Source organism: Streptomyces atroolivaceus (assembly GCF_000717025.1).
Classification (GTDB): domain Bacteria; phylum Actinomycetota; class Actinomycetes; order Streptomycetales; family Streptomycetaceae; genus Streptomyces; species Streptomyces atroolivaceus.
In genome coordinates this window covers 414,241-433,768 of sequence record NZ_JNXG01000001.1, presented here as the reverse complement: position 1 = coordinate 433,768, position 19,528 = coordinate 414,241, and the positions used below count along the sequence as shown (strand labels likewise).

At 67.5% G+C, this 19,528-nt stretch carries 13 protein-coding genes; 9 read left to right on the top strand and 4 right to left on the bottom strand.

Annotated features, from left to right (window positions below; genetic code table 11):
- Positions 1 to 56: 56 nt before the first annotated feature.
- Entirely contained in the window at positions 57 to 347 is a 291-nt protein-coding gene (rpsF, locus tag OO67_RS01915; protein ID WP_006604399.1) for a 30S ribosomal protein S6, read from the bottom strand.
- A 286-nt stretch (positions 348 to 633) separates the two neighbouring features.
- Here rpsF and OO67_RS01910 point away from each other — a divergent pair, with 286 nt between their 5' ends.
- The 3 genes from OO67_RS01910 (at position 634) to OO67_RS01900 (ending at position 3,404) form a co-directional block, all read left to right on the top strand.
- Positions 634 to 990, top strand: coding sequence for a hypothetical protein (locus OO67_RS01910; RefSeq protein ID WP_033296788.1), 357 nt, complete (start codon positions 634 to 636; stop codon positions 988 to 990).
- A gap of 183 nt (positions 991 to 1,173) precedes the next feature.
- The gene (locus OO67_RS01905) at positions 1,174 to 2,292 is read left to right on the top strand and encodes a lipid II:glycine glycyltransferase FemX (protein WP_033296787.1); all 1,119 of its coding nucleotides are present in this window, start codon (positions 1,174 to 1,176) and stop codon (positions 2,290 to 2,292) included.
- 80 nt (positions 2,293 to 2,372) lie between these two features.
- Positions 2,373 to 3,404, top strand: a complete 1,032-nt coding sequence (locus OO67_RS01900) for an alanine racemase (protein WP_033296786.1) — start codon at positions 2,373 to 2,375, stop codon at positions 3,402 to 3,404.
- Positions 3,405 to 3,413: 9 nt separating this feature from the next.
- Here OO67_RS01900 and OO67_RS01895 read toward each other — a convergent pair whose 3' ends face one another.
- Together OO67_RS01895 and OO67_RS01890 are read right to left on the bottom strand one after the other, a co-directional pair.
- Positions 3,414 to 4,919, bottom strand: coding sequence for a glycosyltransferase family 87 protein (locus tag OO67_RS01895; protein WP_033296785.1), 1,506 nt, complete (start codon positions 4,917 to 4,919; stop codon positions 3,414 to 3,416).
- A gap of 167 nt (positions 4,920 to 5,086) precedes the next feature.
- On the bottom strand, positions 5,087 to 7,783 hold the full coding sequence (locus OO67_RS01890) for a transglycosylase domain-containing protein (protein ID WP_033296784.1): 2,697 nt from the start codon (positions 7,781 to 7,783) through the stop codon (positions 5,087 to 5,089).
- Between the two features lie 386 nt (positions 7,784 to 8,169).
- On the opposite strand from OO67_RS01890, the gene OO67_RS01885 reads away from it, so the two are divergent.
- The 3 genes from OO67_RS01885 to OO67_RS01875 all read left to right on the top strand — a co-directional run bounded on the left by OO67_RS01885 (position 8,170) and on the right by OO67_RS01875 (position 11,402).
- Positions 8,170 to 8,874 carry a PadR family transcriptional regulator gene (locus tag OO67_RS01885; RefSeq protein ID WP_033296783.1) on the top strand — a complete coding sequence of 235 codons (705 nt, stop codon included), beginning with the start codon at positions 8,170 to 8,172 and terminating at the stop codon, positions 8,872 to 8,874.
- A 62-nt stretch (positions 8,875 to 8,936) separates the two neighbouring features.
- Positions 8,937 to 10,019, top strand: a complete 1,083-nt coding sequence (locus OO67_RS01880; RefSeq protein ID WP_033296782.1) for an inositol-3-phosphate synthase — start codon at positions 8,937 to 8,939, stop codon at positions 10,017 to 10,019.
- Positions 10,020 to 10,112: 93 nt separating this feature from the next.
- Positions 10,113 to 11,402 carry an MFS transporter gene (locus OO67_RS01875; RefSeq protein ID WP_033296781.1) on the top strand — a complete coding sequence of 430 codons (1,290 nt, stop codon included), beginning with the start codon at positions 10,113 to 10,115 and terminating at the stop codon, positions 11,400 to 11,402.
- 162 nt (positions 11,403 to 11,564) lie between these two features.
- Here the strand turns inward: OO67_RS01875 and OO67_RS01870 are convergent, their stop codons facing one another.
- Positions 11,565 to 13,007, bottom strand: coding sequence for a CCA tRNA nucleotidyltransferase (locus OO67_RS01870; protein ID WP_033296780.1), 1,443 nt, complete (start codon positions 13,005 to 13,007; stop codon positions 11,565 to 11,567).
- A gap of 180 nt (positions 13,008 to 13,187) precedes the next feature.
- Here OO67_RS01870 and OO67_RS01865 point away from each other — a divergent pair, with 180 nt between their 5' ends.
- From OO67_RS01865 to OO67_RS01855, 3 genes are all read left to right on the top strand, one after another.
- Complete coding sequence (locus OO67_RS01865) at positions 13,188 to 15,485, top strand: DUF6049 family protein (protein WP_033296779.1); 2,298 nt, start codon at positions 13,188 to 13,190, stop codon at positions 15,483 to 15,485.
- 49 nt (positions 15,486 to 15,534) lie between these two features.
- Entirely contained in the window at positions 15,535 to 17,694 is a 2,160-nt protein-coding gene (gene murJ / locus OO67_RS01860) for a murein biosynthesis integral membrane protein MurJ (protein ID WP_033296778.1), read from the top strand.
- 129 nt (positions 17,695 to 17,823) lie between these two features.
- Positions 17,824 to 19,518, top strand: a complete 1,695-nt coding sequence (locus tag OO67_RS01855) for a protein kinase family protein (RefSeq protein ID WP_033296777.1) — start codon at positions 17,824 to 17,826, stop codon at positions 19,516 to 19,518.
- Positions 19,519 to 19,528: the final 10 nt, after the last annotated feature.

The following is a 19,528-nucleotide window of genomic DNA, read 5'->3' as shown; positions in this document are numbered from 1 at the left end:
CGGGGATTGCTTCTGGCTGCTTGCTACTCGAACCCGATGACCGCTGAGCTAGATGCTCAGTGGGTCTCGGGACGGAGGACCTTGGTCCGGAGGACCGACTCGTTCAGGTTCATCTGTCGGTCGAGCTCCTTGACGACTGCAGGCTCGGCCTGCAGGTCGATGACCGAGTAGATGCCCTCAGGCTTCTTCTTGATCTCGTAAGAGAGACGACGACGGCCCCAGGTGTCGACCTTCTCGACCTTTCCGTTGCCCTCACGGACGACGGAGAGGAAGTTCTCAATCAACGGGGAGACTGCTCGCTCCTCGAGATCGGGGTCGAGGATGACCATCACTTCGTAGTGACGCATGTGGAACCCACCTCCTTTGGACTCAGCGGCCACGGTCGTTCCGTGGCAGGAGGGTCGTGATGCGTAAGCAACAGTGTCTCCGAGTAAAACAGCCGCCACTGACAACGCCTCTCTTCGAGAGTCGAGGGGAGCTGCAGTGCTGGCTCAGGGCAGACACCGGTGCAGACCGTACAGAGTACCCGCAGACCGGCTTCCGGTTGAAATCCGGTGTTCAGGGCGCACAATCGAGACAGACGCGGTGTGAGAGGCGCTACATTGCGCCGCCCTTCCCGCCAGGAGGTGCTCCATGGCACAGACAGTCCGACCCGCCGGCAGCCGACCCGCCACCCACAGGACATCCGGCGCCCGCCCGGCCAACGGTTCTCTCTTCGCGACGGACGGCAAGCCGCATCCGCTCCAGGACGTGCTGATGGTGGTGACCGGGGTCCTCGGCGTCCTCGCGTTCGTGACGGCGATGTTCCACAGCCTGCACCTGATCAGCTCGTGGGCGGGGCTGATCGGCATCCTGACCGGCGCCTACGGGCAGTACATCTCCAGGACCACCTGGGAGCGGTTCGGCCTGATCATGGGCATCGGCTCGTCCGCGGTCGGCTTCTATCTCGGCATGGCGCACGGGGGTCTCTTCGGCGGCGTACTCACCTGACCGGCAGAGCCGTGACCGACGGGGCCGGACGCCCCACGCGGTGCACAGACGGGCAGTCCCGGGCGGGCGGCGCCCGGTCCGGTCCAGACGGGCCAGACCGGGCGCCCCTCGGTCACAGTAGGCTTCGGCGCGAGAGCCGGAGCCCCTGACCGATGGGGACACACCTGCCGAGGAGCGCCCCGCATGAGCCTGACCCTGAGGACCATCAGCCGAGAACAGCATCTGGCGTACATCCAGAGTCTGCCCTCGGCCAGTCACTGCCAGGTCCCGGCGTGGGCTGATGTGAAAACCGAATGGCGCTCGGAGAACCTGGGATGGTTCGACAAGAACGGCGAGATGGTCGGCGCCGGCCTGGTGTTGTACCGCCAGCTGCCCAAGATCAAGCGTTATCTGGCGTACCTCCCCGAGGGACCGGTCATCAACTGGTACGCCCCGAATCTGGACGAGTGGCTCCAGCCGATGCTCGCCCATCTGAAGCAGCAGGGTGCCTTCTCCGTGAAGATGGGCCCTCCCGTGGTCATTCGCCGCTGGGACTCGGCCGCCATCAAGTCGGGGATCCAGGACCCGGACGTGAAGCGACTGAGGGACGTCGAGGCCAGCCACATCGAACCGCGCGCCTTCGAGGTCTCGGACCGCCTGCGGAAGATGGGATGGCAGCAGGGCGAGGACGGCGGCGCCGGCTTCGGCGACGTGCAGCCCCGCTACGTCTTCCAGGTACCGCTGGCCAACCGCTCCCTCGAAGACGTGCTCAAGGGCTTCAACCAGCTCTGGCGGCGCAACATCAAGAAGGCCGACAAGGCCGGCGTCGAGGTCGTCCAGGGCGGCTACGAGGACCTCGCCGAATGGCAGCGGCTGTACGAGATCACCGCCGTGCGCGACCACTTCAGGCCGCGCCCGCTCTCGTACTTCCAGCGCATGTGGTCGGTACTCAACTCCGAGGACCCCAACCGCATGCGGCTGTACTTCGCCCGGCACAACGGCGTGAATCTGTCGGCTGCCACGATGCTCGTCGTCGGCGGGCACGTCTGGTACTCCTACGGCGCCTCGGACAACATCGGGCGCGAGGTCCGTCCCTCCAACGCCATGCAGTGGCGGATGCTCCGCGACTCGTATGCGATGGGCGCGACCGTCTACGACCTCCGCGGCATCAGCGACTCGCTCGACGAGACCGACCACCTCTTCGGCCTGATCCAGTTCAAGGTGGGCACCGGCGGCGAAGCCGTCGAATACGTCGGCGAGTGGGACTTCCCCCTCAACAAGTTGCTGCACAAGGCGCTCGATATGTACATGTCGCGCCGCTGACCGCATCCCGACCACCATCCATCAGCTCCTCTCCTCTCTCTCACTTACACCGCAGCCACCAGAAAGGTTCCGGGCCGGCCATGGCGCTCTCCCTCTACGTCGACACCGCGCGCTGGCGGGCGCACCAGAAGTCCGTCCTCGACCAGTTCCCCGGTCTTGTCCCCGTCTGCAAGGGCAACGGATACGGCTTCGGACACGAGCGGCTGGCCGACGAGGCGATCCGCTTCGGGTCCGACACGCTGGCCGTCGGGACCACGTACGAGGCCGCGCGCATCAAGGACTGGTTCAGCGGCGATCTCCTGGTGCTCACGCCCTTCCGCCGGGGCGAGGAACCGGTACCGCTGCCCGACCGTGTCATCCGTTCCGTCTCGTCCGTGGACGGTGTGCACGCTCTGGTGGGCGCGCGCGTGGTCATCGAGTGCATGAGCTCGATGAAGCGCCACGGTGTGAAGGAGGAGGAGCTCGGCCAGTTGCACGCGGCGATCGAGGACGTGCGCCTCGAGGGCTTCGCACTGCACCTGCCGCTGGACCGCACCGACGGTTCGGACGCCGTCGAGGAGGTCATCACCTGGATGGACCGTCTACGGGCCGCCCGGCTGCCGCTGCACACGATGTTCGTCAGCCACCTGCGGTCCGAGGAGCTCGCGCGGCTGCGGCAGCAGTTCCCGCAGACCCGCTTCCGCGCACGCATCGGCACGCGGCTCTGGCTCGGCGACCACGAGGCGACGGAGTACCGCGGCGCGGTCCTCGACGTCACGCGCGTCGTGAAGGGGGACCGTTTCGGCTACCGCCAGCAGAAGGCCGCGTCGGACGGGTGGCTGGTGGTCGTCGCCGGGGGGACCTCCCACGGCGTGGGCCTGGAGGCGCCGAAAGCCCTGCACGGGGTGATGCCGCGCGCCAAGGGCGTCGCGCGTGCCGGGCTGGCCACGGTCAACCGGAACCTGTCGCCGTTCGTCTGGGCGGGCAAGCAGCGCTGGTTCGCCGAGCCGCCTCACATGCAGGTGTCGATCCTCTTCGTACCCTCGGACGCGCAGGAGCCGAAGGTCGGCGACGAACTGGTGGCCCATCTGCGCCACACCACCACCCAGTTCGACCGTCTCGTGGACCGGTAGGCCCGCCCCTCAGTCGGAGACCGTTCTGCCGGTCGTACCCCACTCCACCCGCGGTCCTTCGACCGCGGGTGGAGTGTGCCGGGCCGGAACAGGGTGCACCTGCAGGAGCGCCGTCCGGTCCGGCGCCGAGTCGAGCACCCCGCCCGAAGGGTCGTCGGACCCGTCACGCCGTACGGGATCGCGTTCGGGCATCAGGATGTCCCTGACGATCACGGCGCAGATGTAGAGCGTTCCCAGCAGGTGAAGGGCGATCGCGACCTGGTAGCCCTCCTGGGGAAGCCCCTGGTGCTTGTCGCCGCTCGTCGTGTACGCGAGGTAGAACCAGATCCCCAGGAAGTACATGACCTCGCAGGCCTGCCAGACGAGGAAGTCCCGCCAGCGGGGCCTGGCCAGTGCGGCCAGCGGGATGAGCCAGAGCACGTACTGCGGTGAGTAGACCTTGTTCGTCAGGATGAAGGCGGCCACCACGAGGAACGCCAGCTGGGCGAAACGCGGCCGGTGCCGGGCGGTCAGCGCCAGCCCGGCGATGCCCGCACACAGGACGATCATCAGCAGCACCGAGGCCGTGTTCACCGTGCCCACGTCGATGGGCCGGCCCGTGCGCTGGGTGATGACCAGCCAGAACGACCCGTAGTCGATCTGCCGTTCCTGGCTGAACGTGTAGAACTTCTTCCAGCCCTCCGGGGCGTACAGCATCACCGGAAGGTTCACCGCGAGCCAGGCCGCCGCCGCGCCGAGGAGTGCCGACCCGTACTCCCGCCACTTCCCGGCCCGCCAGCACAGCACCAGCAGGGGCCCGAGCAGCAGTACGGGGTAGAGCTTGGCAGCGGTCGCCAGACCGATGAGGATGCCGAAGGCCAGGTTCCTTCCGCGGGACCACATGAGCATCGCGGCGGCCGTCAGCGCGACGGCGAGCAGATCCCAGTTGATCGTCGCGGTGAGCGCGAGCGCCGGGGCGAGCGCGACCAGCAGGGCGTCCCAGGGGCGGCGCCGGTGCGTACGGGCGACACACACCGCGATGATCACGGCGCAGATCATCAGCATGCCCGCGTTGACCATCCAATACATCTGCTCGCGCTGCTGCACGGGGTCCGAGGACGGGGTCAGCGTCAGCCAGGACGCGATCTGCATGAACAGGCCGGTCAGGACGGGGTACTCGAGGTACGCCATGTCGCCGCTGAGCCGGTCGACGTACGGCACCAGGCCGTCGGCGAAGCCACGGCCGACGAAGAGGTGCGGGATGTCGGAGTAGCACGCGTGCGCGTACTGCGAACTGGTGCCGCGGAACCACGCCCAGTTGTAGCAGGGCAACTTCTGCACCATGCCGAGCGCGAACATCCCGATCGCCACGAGCGCGACGACCCGCACCGGTGTGAGCGGCCCCGACCCGAACCGTGCCCAGCGGCCCGCGGGGCCCCCGATCAGCTCGCTCCCCGCTGCGGCGATGTCGTCATGCCGCGTGGGCGGTACGACGGACGGCTCCTGGTGCACGCTCGTGTCTTCTGCGCTTGGCATGCCGCACATCCTGCCGTACCGCGCTGTGTGCGGGCGTGGCCCGTGCCCGGGACACACGAAGGGCCGCCGGCACCTGCCAGGTGCCGGCGGCCCTCGTCACGCGTGTCCGGCAGACCCCTCGCGGGGTTTCCGGAGGGCGGTGGGATCACCCGCGCCGCCCTGGAGTGCTAGCCGCCGCCGCCGAAGATCCCGCCGCGGTCGTTCTCCTCGCCCTCGGTCGTTCCCTCGGTCGTTCCCTCGGTGGTTCCTGTGTCCGTCCCGCCTTCCGACGTTCCGGCGTCCGCCCCACCGTCGGTGGCCCCCTCGGTGGTGCCACCGTTGTCGTTGCCGTCGGTCGCACCCCCGCCGTTCTGGTTGCCGTTCTTGCACTCCCAGTCGAGCGGAGCACACGTTGTCGCGCTCGGCGAAGGGGTCGGGGACGAAGGAGTGGGAGACGGCGTCTCGGGCTCCTCGCTGGACTCGGACGGCGAAGGCGTCGGGCTCGGCGTCGGGCTGGGGCTGACCGCGCCACCGCCGAAGAACATGTCGCCGTACGGTTCCGGCTTCGGGAACCTGACGACCTTCGTGCCCTTCACCGCCTCGGTCATGTAGTCGTGCCAGATCTGCGCGGGGAACGAGGCACCGTGGATCGACCGCTCGCCGCCGGTTCCGTACATTTCCAGGAACTCGCGGTTCTTCTTCGTCTCGTCGTCGTCCATCCGGAACATGCTGACGGCCGTCGACAGCTGGGGGGTGTAGCCGACGAACCAGGCTGACTTGTTGCCGTCGGTGGTGCCCGTCTTGCCGGCCACGTCACGTCCCGGAATCTGGGCGGGCGTGCCCGTTCCGTTCTCGACGACGTTCTTCAGCACGTCGGTGACGTTGTCCGCGACGATGCTCGGGAACGCCGTTTTCTCCTCCGTCTTGTGCCGGTAGATCACGTCACCCCTGTGCTTGACCTCGGTGACCGAGAAGGGCTCCCGCTGCTTGCCACTGGTGGCGAAGGTGGCGTACGAGCCCGCCATCCGGATGGCGCTCGGCGAGGACGTACCGATGGAGAACGAGGGAACGCTCGAGTTCGCCATGTAGCGGTCGTCACGCAGGCCGGCGGCAATCGCGGCCTCCTTCACCTTGTCGGTGCCGACATCCATGCCGAGCTGGACGAACGGGGAGTTGGCGGACTCCTGCATGGCGTAGCGGAGGTCGATGTCCCCGTAGTCCTTGTCCCCGTCGTTGGTCTGGAGCCACTCCTTGCCTTCCTCGTTCTGCCAGACCGCGCCGTTGTATTTGCTGATCTTCAGCTCGTTGTCGCCGTTGTAGATGCTCTTCGGCGACACCGGGGTCCGCTCTTCCTTGCTCTGCTCGGGGCCGAGCTCGGGATCGCGCTTCCCGTACTCCATGGCTGCCGCCAGCACGAACGGCTTCCACGTCGAACCGACCTGCGCACCCGTCGCGTCGGCGTTGTTCGTGTAGTGCTGCGTCGCGTCCTGACCGCCGTACGTGGCGACGATGGCGCCCGTCTTGGTGTCCACCGACGCGCCGCCGAACTCGACGTGTGTGTCCTTGTCAGGACGCTTCTCGGGGTCGATCTTGGCCTTGTACACCTCTGTGATCGACTTCTCGAGCTCCTCGACCTTCTTCTTCTCGAAGGTCGTGTGGATCTCGTAACCGCCCCGGGCCAGTTCCTTCTCGGTGACGCCCTCATCGTTGTGCGCGACGAAGTACTTCGTCGCGAGGTCGACCAGGTATCCGGTCTGGCCACCGAGCTTGGCGTCCTTCTTCGGCTTGGCCGGCTCAGGGAAGTCCTTGAAGGTCGCGCGCTCGGCCGCGCTCAGCCTGCCGTCCTTCACCTGCTCGTCGAGGATCCAGCGCCAGCGCTCGACGGCCCGCTTGCGGTTCTTCTCGGGCGTGGCATTCACCGGATCGACCTCGGGGGCACCCGCGGGATCGTAGTAGCTCGCGCCCTTGAGCAGTGTCGCGAGGAAGGCACACTCACTCGCGTTCAGCTCCGCGGCGTCCTTGCCGTAGTACGCACGTGCCGCCGCCTGCAGACCTGACGCGCCCCGGCCGTAGTAGGAGACGTTGAGGTACCCCTCCATGACCTTCTCCTTGCTCTCCGTCTCACCGACCTTGAGCGTGATGAAGAGTTCCTTGACCTTGCGGGTCAGGGTCTGGTCCTGGGTGAGCATCGAGTTCTTCACGTACTGCTGGGTGATCGTCGAACCGCCCTGGGTGTCACCTCCCCGGGCCATGTTCCAGAAGGCGCGGGCGATGCCCATGGGGTCGATGCCCCTGTCGGTCTCGAACGACTTGTTCTCGGCCGAGATGACGGCGTTCCGCATCGCTACGGGGATCTGTGCGTACTCGAGGGACTGACGGTTGACGGAACCGCCGGTGGCGACCATCTGTGTGTCGTCGGCCCAGTAGTAGACGTTGTTCTGTGCCGTGGCGAGGTCCTTGGGCTCGGGCGGCACCACCAGCGCGTACGCGATGCCGGCGGCACCCATCATGAGACCCAGGAAGCCCAGGCACAGACCGGAGACCAGCCTCCACGACGGCACCCAGCGGCGGAAGCCGTACTTACCGGCCCGCGGGTAGTCGATGAAGCGCTTCTTGCCCGAACCCTCACGGCCCCGACCGCGGCCTTCGTGACCGCTGCTGTCGCCACCCCCGCGGCGTCTGCCTCCGCCTCCGCCACGCTGCGCGCGTCGGGCCTCGGCACGGCCGCTGTACGACGGCTCCTCGCCGTGCGCTCCGGAAGGTGACTCTGACGTTGCTCTGCGTGACGCATCGGTGCGACGTCCAGCAGGCTGTTGCGCGGCTCGTCTGGCCGCTGCGCGCCCGCCACCTTGCGGTTGCGGCGCTTTGCGACGGTGCTCGCTCATCGAACGACTACTCCTCGGGCAGGCGAGAGCGCCTGGAAGCGGCAGTTGAGATCCGGTCCCCCCGAATTACGGACAAGCCCTGCGGAAGGCTCACCCGCAGTACATCCGGCAGTCCGCGATTACTGACGCTCGACGGCGCCTCACGGTTCCCGGTGGTCTGCATGCCGCACAGACTACGCACGGTCAAAAACCTCCACGGACCGAACTTCACCCCAAATTACGCAAGTCGCTCCCTATGAATCGGGGATGTGACGCCGCTCACGAAACGCCCCCTTGTCGAACATCACGAGTCGATCTATCGTGCTGATGTATCGAGTCGATACATCAGCGCGGCATAAGATGGGTCCAGTGACCCCACGGAAGCACCGGCGGAAGAGGAGGCGAAGGTGAGCAGACGCTCCGGCATCCTCGAATTCGCCGTACTCGGCCTGCTCCGCGAGTCCCCCATGCACGGGTACGAGCTGCGCAAGCGCCTCAATACCTCGCTGGGGATCTTCCGTGCCTTCAGCTACGGCACCCTCTACCCCTGCCTCAAGACGCTGGTCGCCAACGGCTGGTTGATCGAGGAACCGGGAAGTGTTCCCGCCCTGCCACCCACGACAGGCCGCGGGGTCGCCCCCGCATCCTCGCTGGCCGGGCGCCGCGCGAAAATCGTCTACCGGTTGACGGCGGAAGGTAAGGAGCACTTCGAGGAGCTGCTCTCCCACACCGGTCCGGATTCCTGGGAGGACGAGCACTTCGCCGCACGGTTCGCCTTCTTCGGGCAGACCGAGCGCGAGGTGCGGATGCGCGTGCTCGAAGGCCGCCGCAGCAGGCTGGAGGAGCGCCTCGAGAAGATGCGCGCCTCCCTTGCCCGCACCCGCGAACGACTCGACGACTACACGCTTGAGCTGCAGCGACACGGCATGGAATCCGTGGAGCGCGAAGTGCGCTGGCTGAACGAGCTCATCGAGAGCGAGCGGTCGGGACGGGATCAGCGACGATCCTCGCCCGAGAGCTCCACTCAGCACGACACATCAGGAGAGACGGGCGGCCTGCCCCGGCACAGGGACGACAACTCCCGGCCGGATCCGTCCGACGACACGAAGTGACATCCCCGCAGACCCGCAAGGCGACATCGGGGAACACCGAGAACACACAGGGAGCAATCGGCATGGGTTCGGTTCGCGTAGCCATCGTCGGCGTGGGCAACTGCGCCGCCTCGCTGGTGCAGGGCGTCGAGTACTACAAGGACGCCGATCCGGCCGGCAAGGTGCCCGGTCTGATGCACGTTCAGTTCGGCGAGTACCACGTGAGTGACGTCGAGTTCGTCGCCGCCTTCGACGTCGACGCGAAGAAGGTCGGCCTCGACCTCGCGGACGCCATCGGCGCCAGCGAGAACAACACCATCAAGATCGCCGACGTGCCGAACACCGGGGTGACCGTTCAGCGCGGCCACACCCACGACGGCCTGGGCAAGTACTACCGCGAGACGATCGAGGAGTCCTCCGAGGCCCCCGTCGACATCGTTCAGATCCTCAAGGACAAGCAGGTCGACGTCCTCGTCTGCTACCTGCCGGTCGGTTCCGAGGTGGCTGCGAAGTTCTACGCGCAGTGCGCCATCGACGCCAAGGTCGCATTCGTCAACGCCCTCCCGGTGTTCATCGCCGGCACCAAGGAGTGGGCCGACAAGTTCACCGAGGCCGGGGTCCCGATCGTCGGCGACGACATCAAGTCCCAGGTCGGCGCCACCATCACGCACCGCGTGATGGCCAAGCTCTTCGAGGACCGCGGCGTCATCCTGGACCGCACGATGCAGCTGAACGTCGGCGGCAACATGGACTTCAAGAACATGCTCGAGCGTGAGCGCCTGGAGTCCAAGAAGATCTCGAAGACGCAGGCCGTCACCTCGCAGATCCGTGACCGCGAGCTCGGTGCGGACAACGTCCACATCGGCCCGTCGGACTACGTGGCCTGGCTCGACGACCGCAAGTGGGCGTACGTGCGCCTCGAGGGCCGCGCGTTCGGCGACGTTCCGCTGAACCTGGAGTACAAGCTCGAGGTCTGGGACTCCCCGAACTCCGCCGGTGTCATCATCGACGCCGTGCGCGCTGCGAAGATCGCCAAGGACCGCGGCATCGGTGGCCCGATCCTCTCGGCGTCCTCGTACTTCATGAAGTCCCCGCCGGTCCAGTACTTCGACGACGAGGCCCGCGAGAACGTCGAGAAGTTCATCAGCGGCGACGTCGAGCGCTGATCCAAGCGGTCACTGCTTCACTGTCGCTTCTTCATACGGGGGGTCCCCGGGCAATCCGCCCGGAGGCCCCCCGCGTGTGTGACCCTTGCACACATGTCTGTCGTGCGTGATCTGGGCGTGCTCCTGCGCCTTCGGAACTTCCGTCGCCTGCTCGCCGTACGACTTCTCTCCCAGTCGGCCGACGGCGTCTACCAGGTCGCGCTCGCCACCTACGTCGTCTTCTCGCCGGAGAACCAGACGACGCCGGGCGCCATCGCCTCCGCCATGGCTGTGCTGCTGCTCCCGTACTCGCTGATCGGCCCGTTCGCCGGAGTGCTGCTGGACCGCTGGCCCCGCCGCCAGGTATTCCTCTATGGGAACCTGCTGCGCGCCGCGCTGGCCTGCTGCACGGCCCTGCTGCTCCTGAGCTCTGTGCCGGACTGGCTGTTCTACGCTTCCGCCCTCTGCGTCACGGCCGTCAACCGCTTCGTGCTGGCCGGCCTGTCGGCTGCCCTTCCGCGCGTCGTCGACACCGAGCGGCTCGTCCTCGCCAACTCCCTCTCCCCGACGGCCGGCACTCTGGCAGCTACGGCGGGGGGTGGCCTCGCCCTGGCGATCCGGCTGCTGACAGACGGGTCCGACGCCGCCGTGGTGCTGCTGGGCGCAGCCCTCTACCTTCTCTCGGCGCTGGTCTCCCTGAGCTTGCCCCGCACTCTCCTCGGACCGGATCGCGCCCTGCACCACGTGCGACTACGGGAGGCACTCACCACCACCTCACGAGGGCTCGTCGAGGGTTTGAATCACCTGGCCGAGCGAAGGGACGCGGCACACGCGCTGGCCGCCATCACGGTGCTCCGCTTCTGCTACGGCGCGCTGACGGTGATGGTGCTGATGCTGTGCCGCTATGCCTGGTCCGACAACGAGTCCGACGGCCTGGCCCTCCTGGGCCTCGCACTCGGCGCTTCCGCCGCCGGCTATTTCGTAGCCGCCGTGATGTCCCCCTGGGCGGTCGGCCACTTCGGGCGATACGGCTGGCTGGCCGGGTGTGCCGGCGGAGCCGCCCTCCTGGAGCCGGCACTGGGGCTTCCGTTCGCCCTTGCCCCGATGCTGGCAGCAGCCTTCATTCTCGGTCTCGTGACCCAAGGAGCGAAGATCGCGACGGATACCGAGGTACAGACCTCCGTGGACGACGCCTACCGAGGTCGGGTCTTCTCGCTCTACGACGTGCTCTTCAATGTCGCCTTCGTCGCCGCCGCGGGAATGTCCGCCCTGGTACTTCCCTCTGACGGACGATCCGTCGTCGTGGTGCTCACCGTCGCCGCGCTCTACGCCATCGTCTCGGTGGCCATGCTTCGCCGCCGCCGTGTGAGCATCGCGCTTCAGCGCACCCGCATCAAGGAATGAGCTTGGGGCGTTGTTTCACGTGAAACAACGCCCCTCACCGATTGCACCGGATCACCTTCTCGGCCATGTTCGACGTTTCACGTGAAACATGACGGGCCCCTCAGCCGCGGTGCCGCCATGAACGAAGCACGCCTTGAGTCACAACCCGGCAGCCGGCCCGACTCAGTCCTGCGCGGCCCACCATTCCTTCAGGGCTGCGACTGCGACGTCACGCTCCATCGGACCGTTCTCCAGTCGCAGCTCCAGCAGGAACGCGTAAGCCTTGCCGATCACAGGTCCGGGTCCCACGTCCAGGATCTGCATGATCTCGTTGCCGTCCAGGTCAGGCCGGATCGCCTCCAGCTCCTCCTGCTCCTGCAACTGCGCGATGCGCTCCTCGAGTCCGTCATAGGTCCGCGAGAGTGCATTCGCCTTGCGCTTGTTCCGCGTCGTGCAGTCGGAGCGCGTCAGTTTGTGCAAGCGGTCCAGCAGTGGCCCCGCGTCCCGCACGTACCTGCGCACCGCCGAGTCGGTCCACTCCCCGTCGCCGTATCCGTGGAAGCGCAGGTGCAGCTCCACCAGCTTCGAGACGTCCTTGACCATGTCGTTGGAGTACTTGAGCTCGGTCATCCGCTTCCTGGCCATCTTGGCTCCCACCACTTCGTGGTGGTGGAACGAGACCCGGCCGTCGCTCTCGAAGCGGCGCGTCCTCGGCTTCCCGATGTCGTGAAGCAGCGCCGCGAGGCGCAGCACCAGGTCCGCGCCGTCCTCCTCCAGATCGATGGCCTGCTCCAGGACTGTCAGGGAGTGCTCGTAGACGTCCTTGTGGCGGTGATGCTCATCACTTTCCAGACGCAGCGCGGGCAGCTCGGGCAGCACCTTGTCGGCCAGACCCGTGTCCACGAGAAGCCCCAGCCCCTTACGGGGGTGTGCGGAGACGAGCAGCTTGTTCAGCTCCTCACGAACCCGCTCGGCGGAGACGATCTCGATGCGTCCCGCCATATCCGTCATCGCCTTGACGACGTCAGGAGCGACCTCGAAGTCCAGCTGCGCGGCAAAACGTGCGGCGCGCAGCATGCGCAGCGGATCGTCCGAGAAGGATTCTTCGGGCGTACCCGGCGTACGCAGAACACGCTGAGCCAGATCATCGAGGCCGCCGTGCGGGTCGATGAACTCCTTCCGCGGCAGAGCGACGGCCATGGCGTTGACCGTGAAGTCACGGCGCACGAGATCTTCCTCGATCGAGTCGCCGTAGGAGACCTCGGGCTTGCGTGAGGTCCTGTCGTACGCCTCCGACCGGTAGGTCGTGACCTCGATCTGGTAGCCGTCCTTCTGCGAGCCGACGGTGCCGAACGCGATGCCGACCTCCCAGACCGAATCGGCCCAGGGCCGGACGATCTTGAGTACGTCCTCCGGGCGGGCGTCGGTCGTGAAGTCGAGGTCGTTTCCGAGTCTGCCGAGCAACGCGTCGCGGACCGACCCGCCGACCAGAGCGAGGCCGAAGCCGGCCTCCTGAAATCGGAGGGCGAGGTCATCGGCGACGGGGGACACCCGCAGCAGTTCGCTCACTGCGCGGTGCTGCACCTGACTCAGTGCACGGGGGCTGTCTTCGTTGGCGTTCGGCACAACAGAAAAGGGTACGTGCACCGACCGGCCCGGGCGTCATCGTTTCTCGCCGCCCTGCGAGACTCTCCCGATCATGGGGCACGGTCCCCGGCACGCAGGCGTCGGGCACATCGTTACCATGCGGGGACGCAGAGACCGGCAGAGCCGGCACCAGCTGACGACGACGAGGGACGGATACGCGTGGCCGAGGCGGCAGACTTTCAGGGGATGAATCCCTCCCCTGCCCGCCGGTGGCTCCGGCGCACGGCCTCCTTGATCGTCGGGGTGCCGATGGTCGCCGGCCTCCTGGCCGGGCCCGCAGCGCCCTCGGCACAGGCTGAGGCAGCGACCAAGGCCCCGGCCGGCTCACGCACCGTCGATGTGTCTCTGGACACCCTCGCCCCCAGCGCACCGGTCGAAGGCGACACCCTGACCGTCTCGGGCACCCTGACCAACAAGGGCAAGAAGACTGTCACGGACGCCGAGGTCGATCTGCGCGTCGGGCCGCGACTGTCCGGCAGGGGAGCGATCGACGAGGCCGCCAAGCGCACCGGCTACCAGCCCGGCAGCGACCCGGCAAAGCTCGGTGGCTCGTACACGCTGAAGGTCCCCGAGCTCGCGTCCGGGGTCAGCCAGGACTTCACGCTCGCCGTTCCGGTGAACAAGCTGGACCTGGACGCCGAGGGCGTCTACCAGCTGGGGGTGTCCCTGACGGGCCGCACGGCCGATTACGCCTACGACCAGGTGCTCGGAATCCAGCGGACCTTCTTGCCGTGGCAGCCGGAGGACACCAAGAGCAAGACCAAGCTCACGTTTCTCTGGCCCTTGATCGCTTCGGCCCATCTCACGGCCGAGACGGGCTCGGACGAGCAGCAGACCCCCGTGTTCGCCAATGACGACCTGGCACTGGAGCTGGCCCCCGGCGGCCGCCTGGAACAGTTGGTGTCACTCGGGCGCCAGCTGCCCGTGACCTGGGTGATCGACCCCGACCTGCTGGCATCTGCCGATGCCATGACGAAGAACTACCGGGTCAAGGTAGGGGACACCACAGTCGCGGGGACCAATCAGGCCATCGCCAAGAAATGGCTCACGGACCTGCAAGCAGCCGTGAAGGACGGGAAGGTGGTGGCTCTGCCGTTCGCCGACCCCGACCTCGCCTCCATCGCACACCGCGGCAAGAACGTCTCGGGCGCCCTCAGCCACCTGCAGACGGCGACCGAGGTCGCCGGCACGACAGTGGAAACCGTCCTTCATGTGAAACCGTCCACCGACTTCGCCTGGCCTGTGGACGGCGCGATCGATCCTTCGGTCGTCGACGTCGCCACCTCGGCCGGCGCCCACAAGGTGATCGCACGCAGCGACAGCCTCGAGGAGACCGGCGGGCTGCCCTACACACCGACGTCGGCCCGCCCCATCGGCGGGGGCACCACCGCTGTCGTCGCCGACCACCGGCTCTCCACGGCTTTCACCGGCGACATGTCCAAGGCAGGCGCCTCCACACTCGCCGTCCAGAAATTCCTGGCACAGACGCTGGCAGTGACGGAGCAGGCCCCGGACAACGAACGCAGCATCGTCGTCGCCCCGCAGCGGACGCCGACCGCCGCACAGGCCCAGACCATGGCCCGGGCTCTGCAGGCCCTGACGGCCGAACACTGGACACAACCCCTGGACCTGACGGCGGCAGCCGACCAGGAGCCTGACGCGCAGGCCACCACCAAGGTGCCCAGGGCATCTCAGTACCCGAAGAAGCTTCGAAGCCAGGAGCTGCCCACCCAGGCGTTCCAGGACATCAGGACGACACAGAACTCGCTCAACAGCTTCCAGGTCATCCTCACGCAGCCCGACCGGGTGGTGACCCCCTTCGGGAACGCGATCAACCGCTCCGTGTCGTCCTCGTGGCGCGGCAGGCCGCTCGAAGCGCAGCGGTACCGCGATGCGGTGCACACCTATCTCCAGGGCCTCACCACCGAGGTCCAGCTGATCACGAAGACGGATGTGACTCTCTCGGGACGCAGCGCGACCATCCCGGTGACCGTGCAGAACAAGCTGGTCCAGGGTGTCGATCACCTCGTACTCCGCCTGACGTCGAACAACGCCACCCGGCTCAAGCTCAACGACGGCAAAGCAGTGGCCCAGGAACCCGTCGAGATCGCGGGCGGGCACAGCCAGTCCGTGAAGTTCGACGCCTCTGCCAACGCCAACGGACAGGCACAGGTCACTGCGCGGCTGTTCACCACGGACGGCGCACCCTACGGCGAAGAGATGACCTTCACGGTGAAGGTCTCGGAAGTCACACCGACGGTGCTCCTGGTGATCGCCGGCGGACTGCTGCTGCTGGTCCTGGCGGGCATCAGGATGTACACCCACCGCAAGCGCACCGTCGCGGGCGCCGTGGTGGACGGCGACGGCGGCGAACCCGAGCAGCCGAGTGACCCGGCACCGGACACCGGTCCGGAAAGCGGTAACCCATCGGGCCCGGGTGAGAAAGTGGACCGTTGAGCGATGTCTGTCGGGGCCTGTCGGCCGGGGACAATGAGGTGGGGTTTCGATGAACGCGCCGTACGACGGTGACCGCGGCCAAGGCGCGGGCGGAGCTGGGTCTTCCGGCGGTCCGCCGGTGCCACCGGGCACCGGCCAGGAAGGGGAGGCACCCGATCCCTACCTGCAGCACGCGTACGAGCACGATCCGTACCGTGCCCAGGATCTCGCCTCACAGGACCCGGTGGCCGAGGCGCTCTACGACCGCGCCTCGCACCCCCCGCCGCCACCCGGCACCTACCAGGAGCCACAGGGCCTCTACCAGCAGCCTCCCGCTGCCCAGTACGCCCCGGACCCCCACATCTGGGCCCAGACACCGCCACCGGAGCCGGCAGGCCCCTCCAGGCACCTTCCTTACGGCGACAACGCCCGGACCACCCAGTACGTAGGGGTGGACGACCTGGTCACGCAGGCTGCCGACGACCGTGGGGAGCAGGACGCCTTCGCGTACCTCTTCCGCGACCAGGAGGGGTCGGGACGGCCGCCCGGTCCTCCCGCCGAGCCTGAGGCGGCTCCCGCCCCGGCGCCGGCGAAGTCCGGCGGTCGCGCCGCCGGAATACTGAAGTCCAGTGCGCTGATGGCCGCGGGCACCCTGGTGTCCCGGCTCACCGGTTTCGTCCGCAGCCTCGTGATCACTGCAGCGCTGGGCGCGGCGGTGCTCGGTGACAGCTTCACCATCGCGTACACCCTGCCGACGATGATCTACATCCTCACCGTGGGCGGCGGGCTGAACTCCGTCTTCGTGCCTCAGCTCGTCCGGTCCATGAAGGACGACGAGGACGGCGGCGAGGCGTTCGCCAACCGGCTGCTGACACTCGTCATGGTCGCGCTCGGCCTGATCGTCGTGATCGCCGTATTCGCAGCACCACAGCTGGTGCACCTCATGTCGAGCACGATCGCGAACGATCCCGCCGCGGACACGGTGGCGGTCACCTTCGCCCGTTACTGCCTGCCGACCATCTTCTTCATGGGCGTCCACGTGGTGATGGGCCAGATCCTCAACGCCCGTGGAAAATTCGGCGCGATGATGTGGACCCCGGTCCTCAACAACATCGTCATGATCTTCACGTTCGGCCTGTTCATCTGGGTCTACGGCACCTCCGCCGAATCCCGGATGGGCGTGGAGACGATCCCGCCGGAGGGCATCCGGCTCCTCGGTATCGGCACACTGCTCGGTCTGGTCGTCCAGGCCCTGGCGATGATTCCGTACCTCCGTGAGGCGGGCTTCCGCTTCCGTCCCCGTTTCGACTGGAAGGGCCACGGGCTCGGAAAGACGATCAAGCTCGCCAAGTGGACGGTCCTGTTCGTGCTCGCCAACCAGGCGGGCGTGCTGGTCGTCACCCAGCTGGCCACCTCCGCGGGCAAGCTTGCGGACAAGGACGGCTCGGGCTTCCTCGCCTACTCCAACGCCCAGCTGATCTGGGGCATGCCCCAGGCCATCATCACCGTGTCGGTCATGGCGGCCCTGCTGCCCCGCATCTCCCGCGCCGCCCATGACAACGACCCCGGGGCCGTCCGCGACGACATCTCGCAGGGTCTGCGCAACTCGGCAGTGGCCATCGTGCCCGTCGCCTTCACCTTCCTGGCGCTCGGCCTGCCGATGTGCACCCTGCTCTACGCCTCCAGCGGCACCGAGGCCGCGCGGTCCATGGGCTTCATCCTGATGGCGTTCGGCCTCGGCCTCATCCCGTACTCCGTGCAGTACGTCGTACTGCGCGGCTTCTACGCGTACGAGGACACCCGCACCCCCTTCTACAACACGGTCATCGTCGCAGCGGTCAATGCTGCGGCCTCCGCCCTCTGCTACGTGATTCTTCCGGCCCAATGGGCAGTCGTGGGAATGGCGGCGTCCTACGGGCTGGCCTACGCGGTCGGCGTCGGCATCGCCTGGCGACGCCTGAGCAGCCGGCTCGGCGGCGACCTCGACGGCGCCCGTGTGGTGCGCACCTACGCCCGTCTCTGCCTCGCCGCGATCCCTGCGGCCGTGGTCGGCGGGGGTGTGGGCTTCGCGCTCCTGAAGGCCCTCGGCGATGGAGCCGGCGGGTCGGTGGTGGCTCTGGTCTGTGGCAGCGTCGTCCTGCTGGGCATCTTCTTCGTCGCCGCGAAGAAGATGCGCATCGAGGAGCTCAACGGCATGGTCGGCATGGTCCGGGGACGACTCGGACGCTGAACACACTTCGGGCCGCACAACCATCGCCGGACACCGCGTGTCGTGCATAGCGCCGGAGTGTGGGCACAATTGGCGTGACTGTGCAGAGCTGGCTGGCATCGCGCAACGGATGGGGAGGCAGGAACGACGGTGGCGGAACGTAGCACGGCTGCTGTCGACGTGGCCGACAACGGCGGCGACGAGCCGCTGACCGCCAAGGCGGACGCGGCCACGACCGACGGGACGGCACAAACCAAGGACAAAGAGGGCGCAAGCTCGCAGAGCGACGCGAGCGGGCGTGACGGCTCGGAAGCCGTGCCGGCGTCACCCGATCTGCACAGCGGTCACAAACTGGCCAGACGTTACCGCCTCGAAGAATGCGTCACCCGGCTGGACGGATTCAGCAGCTGGCGAGCCGTCGACGAGAAGCTGCGGCGCGCGGTGGGTGTTCATCTGCTGCCTGCCGATCATCCGCGCGCCCGTTCGGTGCTGGCCGCGGCCCGCTCCTCCGCGCTGCTCGGGGACCCGCGCTTCGTCCAGGTCCTGGACGCCGTGGAGGAGGGCGACCTCGTCTACGTCGTCCACGAATGGCTCCCCGATGCCACCGAGCTCACGGCTCTGCTGGCAGCCGGCCCCCTGGAAGCCCACGACGCCTACCAGCTCGTGAGCCAGATCTCCCAGGCCATGGCCGCGGCACACCGCGAAGGGCTCGCGCACCTACGTCTCACGCCCGGCGCCGTGCTGCGCAGCTCGACCGGCCAGTACCGGATCCGCGGGCTGGCGGTGAATGCCGCTCTGCGCGGAATCACCGCCGATCAGCCGCTCCGCACGGACACCGAAGCCATCGGCGCACTCCTCTACGCCGCCCTGACCCGCCGGTGGCCGTATGAGAGCGACGCATACGGACTCTCCGGGCTCCCCAAGGACCTGGGTCTGATCCCCCCGGACCAGGTACGGGCAGGCGTCCACCGAGGCCTGTCGGAACTGGCCATGCGCGCGCTCGCCAACGACGGCGCCACCGCCTCCCGGCAGGAACAGCCATGCACCACACCGGACGAGCTGGCGAAGGCCGTCGCGGCCATGCCGCGCGTCCTCCCGCCGGAACCCGTCTTCGCCGCCCCGCCGGAGTACCAGCGCACGACGTATCAGCAGGGCACCTACGGGCGCCCGTCGGCGCGCCCCACCTCCGCCACCCAGCCTGTGATCGTGGCCCCGCCACCGCCTCTCCAGAGCCGCACGGGCAGGGCGCTCAAGTGGGCAGTGTCCGCTCTGCTCATCGCCGCTCTGGGCCTCGGCAGCTGGCAACTGGCGGAAACGGTCCTCGACCGGGACAACGACTCCGGGGACCCGACCCCCACCCGGAGCACCCAGGGCGGAAGCGACGACAACAACGCCGTCGAGCCCAGCAAGCCGGTCACCATCGTGGGGGCCCAGGACTACGATCCGCTCGGCGACGGTTCCGAGAAGCCCGCCTCGACGCAGAACGTCCACGACGGGGACGCAAGCTCCTACTGGAACACGGACGGTTATTTCAGCGCCGATTTCGGACGGCTCAAAGAAGGCGTCGGCCTCGTGCTCGACCTCGGCAAGGTCCAACAAGTGGGCAACGTCGAGGTGTCCTTCACCGGCGGCAGTACCTCCGTCGAGCTGCGGACCACCGAGGGCTCGTCCATCCCTCAGCTGCCCGGCGGTTTCACCAAGGTCGCGAAGGGAACGGGAACGAAGGTGTCCCTGAAGCCCGACAAGCCGGCGCAGGCGCGATACCTTCTGGTCTGGCTGACCCAGCTGCCGAGTGATGGCGGTAACTACAGAGGCAAGATCACGGATATCAAGGTCACCAGCTGACGACACCAGG